Origin of the sequence: Xenorhabdus kozodoii, assembly GCF_002632875.1 — a bacterium.
In the GTDB taxonomy this organism is placed as follows: domain Bacteria; phylum Pseudomonadota; class Gammaproteobacteria; order Enterobacterales; family Enterobacteriaceae; genus Xenorhabdus; species Xenorhabdus kozodoii.
On the sequence record NZ_NJCX01000029.1, the window covers coordinates 1 to 6382 of the forward strand.

Annotated in this window: 8 protein-coding genes and 1 pseudogene; all 9 read left to right on the top strand. The window is 42.3% G+C overall.

The window, feature by feature from the left end:
• A pseudogene (locus tag Xkoz_RS23300) lies at positions 1 to 166 on the top strand (ISAs1 family transposase); the annotation flags it as partial.
• Positions 167 to 592: 426 nt separating this feature from the next.
• Positions 593 to 982: a hypothetical protein gene (locus Xkoz_RS16465; protein ID WP_099143109.1), complete on the top strand. Its 390-nt coding sequence runs from the start codon at positions 593 to 595 to the stop codon at positions 980 to 982.
• Between the two features lie 105 nt (positions 983 to 1087).
• Entirely contained in the window at positions 1088 to 2161 is a 1074-nt protein-coding gene (locus Xkoz_RS16470) for a methyltransferase (RefSeq protein WP_099143110.1), read from the top strand.
• Positions 2162 to 2174: 13 nt separating this feature from the next.
• Entirely contained in the window at positions 2175 to 2894 is a 720-nt protein-coding gene (locus Xkoz_RS16475) for a beta-ketoacyl synthase chain length factor (RefSeq protein WP_099143111.1), read from the top strand.
• 1 nt (position 2895) lies between these two features.
• A complete protein-coding gene (locus Xkoz_RS16480) occupies positions 2896 to 3687 on the top strand; it encodes a lysophospholipid acyltransferase family protein (RefSeq protein ID WP_244183497.1) in 792 nt (263 codons plus the stop codon).
• An 18-nt stretch (positions 3688 to 3705) separates the two neighbouring features.
• Positions 3706 to 3963, top strand: a complete 258-nt coding sequence (locus tag Xkoz_RS16485) for a phosphopantetheine-binding protein (protein WP_099143112.1) — start codon at positions 3706 to 3708, stop codon at positions 3961 to 3963.
• A gap of 11 nt (positions 3964 to 3974) precedes the next feature.
• Positions 3975 to 4223: an acyl carrier protein gene (locus tag Xkoz_RS16490; RefSeq protein WP_099143113.1), complete on the top strand. Its 249-nt coding sequence runs from the start codon at positions 3975 to 3977 to the stop codon at positions 4221 to 4223.
• Positions 4224 to 4281: 58 nt separating this feature from the next.
• Positions 4282 to 4845, top strand: a complete 564-nt coding sequence (locus tag Xkoz_RS16495; RefSeq protein ID WP_099143114.1) for a COG4648 family protein — start codon at positions 4282 to 4284, stop codon at positions 4843 to 4845.
• A complete protein-coding gene (locus Xkoz_RS16500) occupies positions 4842 to 6233 on the top strand; it encodes an AMP-binding protein (RefSeq protein ID WP_099143116.1) in 1392 nt (463 codons plus the stop codon). Before Xkoz_RS16495 ends, Xkoz_RS16500 begins: the two co-directional genes overlap by 4 nt.
• The last annotated feature ends 149 nt before the right edge of the window (positions 6234 to 6382 follow it).

Genomic DNA, 6382 nt, shown 5'->3' on the forward strand with positions numbered 1-6382 from the left:
ATCGGCTGAAATATTGGGATGTATGCGTCACATGAGTGTCAATATGTTGCGGGCAGAAACAACCAAAAAAGCCAGCATTCGCCGAAAAAGGCGGTTTGCGAGTATGGATATTAACTATTTGGATAAGGTCTTAGTCGCAGGATTTAAGGCGTTAGGCAAGAAGTGAACATTCACGCTCTTGCCCTGTAAAGTACATCGATTCGTTATTGAAAAATAATACCTAATAGTTAATATTAAAAATCAATAAATAATATTTAGTTAATATCAACAGGGTTTTTATAATTCATATTACAAACAACATTCACCAAATCAATATCAACGTTAACATTCATAAAAATAACATAAGAAAAAACATCAAAATAAACATTCCCCCATCCAATTTAAAACTGACAGACAAAATAAATAAAAATACACATTATTACAGTTAATAATTTCAAGAATACAATAAGAAATAGAAACAAAACTAAACGATAATCTGAAACATCCTCAATAAAAACCACAATGAAGTGATAGATGTAGCGGTATTGCCAGAATTTTTTTAAACTATCCTGCACAATGTAACTATTTCATCTTACCTAACAAGAGAAAAACAATGAAAATTTCACATAAGCTATTAATCAGCCTGGCTTGCATTGTTACGCTTGCAGGCTGTGCGCGTAATGTACCAATATTAACTCCCCAAACTGCCATCGTGACGAAAAATTCACTACCTTCCGTAAAAAAAGCCATTTTAGAGGCGGGTAAGAAACGCAAATGGGTAATGACAGAAGTCTCTCCTGGCGTTATTGATGGCTTCCTGAAAAATCGCAAACATGACGTGCAAATACGTATCAACTATACCGCCAAAAACTACTCCATTAATTATGTCAAGAGTCATCAGCTAAGAGAAAGTGACGGGAAAATTCACCGTAACTATAATCGCTGGGTTAATAATCTGGATAAAGATATTCAATTAAACTTAGCCCTGATGGCTAATCAATAAACATCAAATTCCAGGCCTATCCCAATCGATGAAAACATCCTGATGAGATAGGCCTTAGTTCGTCAATTCACTTTCTGGCTATAGACATATCGGATATCTGGATATATGACCGCGTCCTATCATTATGACAAAGATGAACTCAGTGCACTTGAAGCGATTACAGAAGCTCAGCGCATTGCTTTCGCCCCTATGCTATTTCAAACTGCAATCGGACTGCGTGATTGCGGAATTTTATCTTTTCTGGATAAAAACCATAAAAATGGTGCAACTAAAGATGATATTTGCAGAAATTCCGAATTAGACAGCTACGGCGTGGGTATTTTGCTAGATATGGGATTGAGTGGAAGAATTATTACCAAGCAAGATGAACGCTACTTCATCAGTAAAATTGGCCATTATTTACTACATGACAAGATGACTCGCGTCAATATGGATTTTACTCAAGATGTTTGTTATCAAGGGTTATTTCACCTCAAAGAGTCTCTTCTGAAAAATAAGCCAGCCGGATTAAAAGTGTTCGGTGAATGGTCAACGATTTATCCTGCCCTAAGCCAATTACCTGAACCCGCCAAAACAAGCTGGTTTTCATTTGACCATTTTTATTCTGATTCCGCCTTTAATGCAGCTTTGAAAGCTGTTTTTTCCATGATGCCTAAAGTGATTTATGATGTTGGTGGCAATACTGGAAAATGGGCATTGCGCTGTTGCCAATATGACAGTAAAGTCAGCGTTACAATTTTGGATTTACCCCAGCAAATAAAATTGGCTGAAGAAAATATTCGCAGCCAGGGAATGACTAATCGTATTTTCGGCCATTCGGTTGATATGTTATCGGATGCCAACTTACCCACAGAAGCCGATATTTGGTGGATGAGTCAATTTCTGGATTGTTTTTCCAAAACACAAATTATCGGGATCCTACGCAAGATCTCCGCGGCGATGAAACCTGATGCTCGAATTTGTATCATGGAGTTATTTTGGGACTGCCAGCCTTTTGAAGCAGCCGCTTATAGCCTTAATGCTACCTCGCTCTATTTTACTTGTATGGCAAATGGTAATAGCCGTTTTTACAGCATTAAAGATTTTACCCGATTCCTGAATCAAGCTGGGTTAGTAATAGAAAAACAGATTGACCAATTAGGGTTGGGCCACACCCTACTGATCTGCAAAAAACAGTAACAAACGGTATTTCATGAAATTGACATTGGATATTACAGACTGGCAAGCCATCGCCCCTGGACTTTCTCATATTGAAGAGTGGAAGGAATGGTCTGCGATATTACCCGCCACTATTGATCAATCACGGCCATTAGAAAAATGTGCCCAATTACCGATGATGACAGCTCGCCGTTTAAGCTCCGGTAGCCGCCTTGCCGTGGACTGTGGTTTGAGCATCCTGCGGCGCAATCAAGTCGATGCCATTGTCTATACCAGCCGTCATGGCGAGTTGGAGCGCAATTATCAAATATTGCAAAATCTGGCGCGAAAAGAGAATGTTTCGCCAACCAATTTTGCCATGTCCGTTCATAACTCCTCTGTCGGCAACCTGACCATTGTCGCTAAAGCCCCCTTGGTTTCCTCTTCCGTTTCGGCCGGTATTGACAGTTTCCAGCAAGGGCTATTTGAGGCTTTGACACTGCTCTATGCGGGTCATCGTAAAGTCCTGCTTGTCGATTTTGAAGGAGAGATCCCTGGCTTTTATCACAATGTCATTGATGCCAATACCCCAACCTACTCATTTGCGGTAGCTCTGCTACTGGAACAAGGTACTGGCTTACGTTGTACAAAACAGCCTTCCGCGAACACTGAACCAAGCCTTCCCCAAAGCCTCCAGTTTCTTCATGGCTGGGTACGAAATGAACCGAACTTCACTGTCTTAGGGGATCATTGTCAGTGGAATTGGAGCCGATGAGATGATGAAAAGGATTTCAATCCATATCACTGGACACATGAATTGGCTTTGGCGTCTGCTTATGACCGGATTTTGTTTTGTCCTGTTTGGCGTAGGTGGGGTACTGCTCTCTCTTATTTGGTTTAATTTATTGCAGATTTTCCAACGCAATGAAGGTAAACGCTGCCATCTTGCACGCCATAGCATTTCATTCAGTTTTCGGCTGTTCCTTTTGTTGACCAGAAAATTGGGAGTATTAGATTACCAATTCAATGGACTGGATAAAATTCAGGCGGATAGAGGTTGCCTGATTGTGGCTAATCACCCGACTTTGCTGGATTACGTTATTCTGGCATCGAAACTGCCAAATGTGGATTGCATCGTAAAATCTGCATTACTGCGCAATCCTTTTATCAGCGGTGTAATTTGTTCTGCACGTTACCCAATCAACAGTAATGCAGAAACTTTAATTCCTGTCTGTCAGGAACGACTGGCTTCTGGTCACAATATCCTGATTTTTCCTGAAGGAACCCGTACAACACCCGGCCAGCCTATTTCACTTCAACGCGGGGCGGCCAATATCGCCGTGCGATGTGAGTGCGATTTACGGATCATACATATTACTTGCAGCCAAAAAATGCTGGATAAAAAAAGCAAGTGGTATCAAATCCCACCGAAAAAACCTATTTATACCATCACTATTGGTGAACAACTCACTCATGATAATTTTGCTGTTGATAAAGAAAACGGGCATGCCATCGCCGCCCGCCAACTCAATCGCCAGCTTACGCAATTACTAACACCATCAAACTAATAGATGTCGGATACAATAATGCAAGAGTTACATATTGAAATAAAACAATTAATTATAGACACCCTGAATTTGGAAGATCTTACACCTGCGGATATTGAAAGCGATGCTCCCCTGTTTGGTGACGGCTTAGGTTTAGATTCAATCGATGCTCTGGAACTGGGGCTGGCAGTAAAAAACTGCTATGGCATTGTATTGTCCTCTGAGAGTGAAGAGATGCGTCAACATTTCACTTCTGTCGCTACGTTAGCAACTTATATCCAGTCACAACAAGCATAAGAACAGGTGTCATCATGGAAAAACAAACGATTTTTCAGGAAATCTCCCAGCTATTGGTTCAGTTGTTTGAGCTGTCTCCTGAAGACATTACACCTGAATCACGACTCTATGAAGATCTGGAGTTAGATAGCATTGATGCCGTTGATATGGTTGTACATTTGCAGAAGAAAACCGGGCGGAAAATCAAACCTGAAACATTCAAGTCTGTTCGCACCGTGCAGGATGTCGTGGATGCGGTGGAACAATTGTTGAAAGAGTGATAATCAACAATAAATAACCAGTAAAACAGAAACAAGCAACGAATATTTGGATAGTTAATTGAATCCGTTAATTTTATTGCTCCGTATTGTCAATGCCGTCATGTTAATCGCCTGGCCTTTTTTAGTCTGGGCGATGGTTAACTATGGACAATTTCATGCCATATTGATTGTTATTGTGCTGTTTTTTGTTTTGCGATTATTGTCAAACAAACATCAGACTCACCGTCAGCAAAAAACGGGATGGATATTATCCATAGCAGGGATAACCTTGGGGCTAACCAGCTTATTTCTTCGCAACCACCAACTTCTGATGTACTACCCCGTGGTCGTTAATGCCGTTCTGCTGATCCTGTTTAGCCGCTCATTGCGTTACGGGACTCCCATTATTGAAAAGATGGCCCGTATCAAAGAGCCTAACTTACCCCCAAAGGGCATTATCTATACGCGGAAGGTCACCTATATTTGGTGCCTGTTCTTTATCTTCAATGGCTCAGTGTCACTTGGAACTTGCCTGTATAACAATATGACTTTGTGGACATTATGGAACGGAATGGCGAGTTATCTACTCATTGGATTGCTCATTTCCATTGAATGGTTGGTACGCCAATGGGTAAAAAAATGATGAAAGCGCAACCCATATCCCAATGGTTATCAGAGGGTAATTGTCCCGACCGGCTAGTCAGTTTGGGCAACCACGCGATCAACCTGAATAAACTCCGGCAAGATGTAACGACGTTATATTTACGCCTAAAAAACCAACAGATAAAAACCCCAAGACATGTAACTGCCCGCTGGGCTTTGTGTTTTGACGATAGTTATGACTTTTGTGTCGCCTTGCTGGCAACACTTCATGCCGGCAAAATCCCCGTCATTCCGGGTCATTGCCGCGAAGCCCAATTACAGGAGCAGCAGCCTCTGTTTGATGGTGTGTTGACCGATTTACCTCTGGCCTTATCTTGCCCTTGCTGGCAGGTTACATCATCTATTCCAGAAACTGATGCCACAGAAAAAGCCTCACTTAACATCACATTGCCAGCCATCTCTCCTGATGCCACGTTGGTGATGTTCACTTCGGGTTCTACGGGTATTCCTCAACAAATAGTCAAATCCATTGCAGTCATGGATCTTGAATCCCAATGGCTGGCTTCTCTGTGGGGAGATAAACTGCAATCCTGCGTTGTCAAATCCTCAGTCAGCCACCAGCATTTGTATGGATTGACTTTCCGCATCTGGCTACCCATGTCACTGGGTTTACCCTTCGAACGCAAGATGGTGGAATTTCCCGAACAACTTACCCATAGTCAGCGCTGTGCGCTAATCAGTAGCCCTGCCTTTCTGCAACGGCTAGATGAAAAACTCCCCGCCCCTGATTGCACTTTTGTCGTTTCTGCGGGTGGACCTTTGCACTCTACCCATGCGGAACAGGCAATGAAGTGGTTCAACATTCCTCCCTATGAAATTTATGGCTGTACCGAAACCGGCGTCATGGCCTGGCGAAGCCGTAAAACGGACAATAAGGTTTGGACGACATTTGAGGGAGTTTCATTCCAGAAAGATGAAGAAAAGGGGGTACGCGTCTATTCTCCGCTACTTTCTGATCCTTTTGGTTTAATTCTAGATGATCAATTGGCCTTTGATGACCAAGGTCACTTTGTTTTATTGGGGCGTCGAGATCGTCTGGTGAAAATTGAAGAAAAACGTATTTCCCTATCGGAAATAGAACGTCGCCTGTGTGACATTGCAGGGATCACCGACGCGGCTACCTTGCTCGTTAACCGAGGTAAACGTAATAACGTCGGTGCGGTCGTCGTTTTAGATCACGAAACCTACAAACGTTACCAACAGCAAGGCATTCGTGAACTGTCACAAAATTGGCGGCATCAGTTAAAGCCTTGGCTGGAATCTGTCGCATTACCACGTTATTGGCGAATCGTTGAAGCCATTCCCCTGAATGCCCAAAGCAAACGTTCATGGCCTGCATTACAGGAGCTATTTAATGCAACCCATTGAAATACACCGCGAGCAACCTGCCCAAAATGAGGCCATTATCACACTCTATTTATACGCAATTAACTTGAAGATGCAGGAATTAAAGTCTGGAAATTATCTGTCAACCGGGTGGTCAATTCCTGTGCTTTTTCGGGTAATGTAACATGAAA

Excerpts from the sequence above, each read along its gene's own strand:
- Xkoz_RS16470 (WP_099143110.1), top strand. The coding sequence starts at position 1,088 with ATGACCGCGTCCTATCATTATGACAAAGATGAACTCAGTGCACTTGAA.
- Xkoz_RS16485 (WP_099143112.1), top strand. The coding sequence starts at position 3,706 with ATGCAAGAGTTACATATTGAAATAAAACAATTAATTATAGACACCCTG.
- Xkoz_RS16500 (WP_099143116.1), top strand. The coding sequence starts at position 4,842 with ATGATGAAAGCGCAACCCATATCCCAATGGTTATCAGAGGGTAATTGT.
- Xkoz_RS16465 (WP_099143109.1), top strand. The coding sequence starts at position 593 with ATGAAAATTTCACATAAGCTATTAATCAGCCTGGCTTGCATTGTTACG.
- Xkoz_RS16475 (WP_099143111.1), top strand. The coding sequence starts at position 2,175 with ATGAAATTGACATTGGATATTACAGACTGGCAAGCCATCGCCCCTGGA.
- Xkoz_RS16480 (WP_244183497.1), top strand. The coding sequence starts at position 2,896 with ATGATGAAAAGGATTTCAATCCATATCACTGGACACATGAATTGGCTT.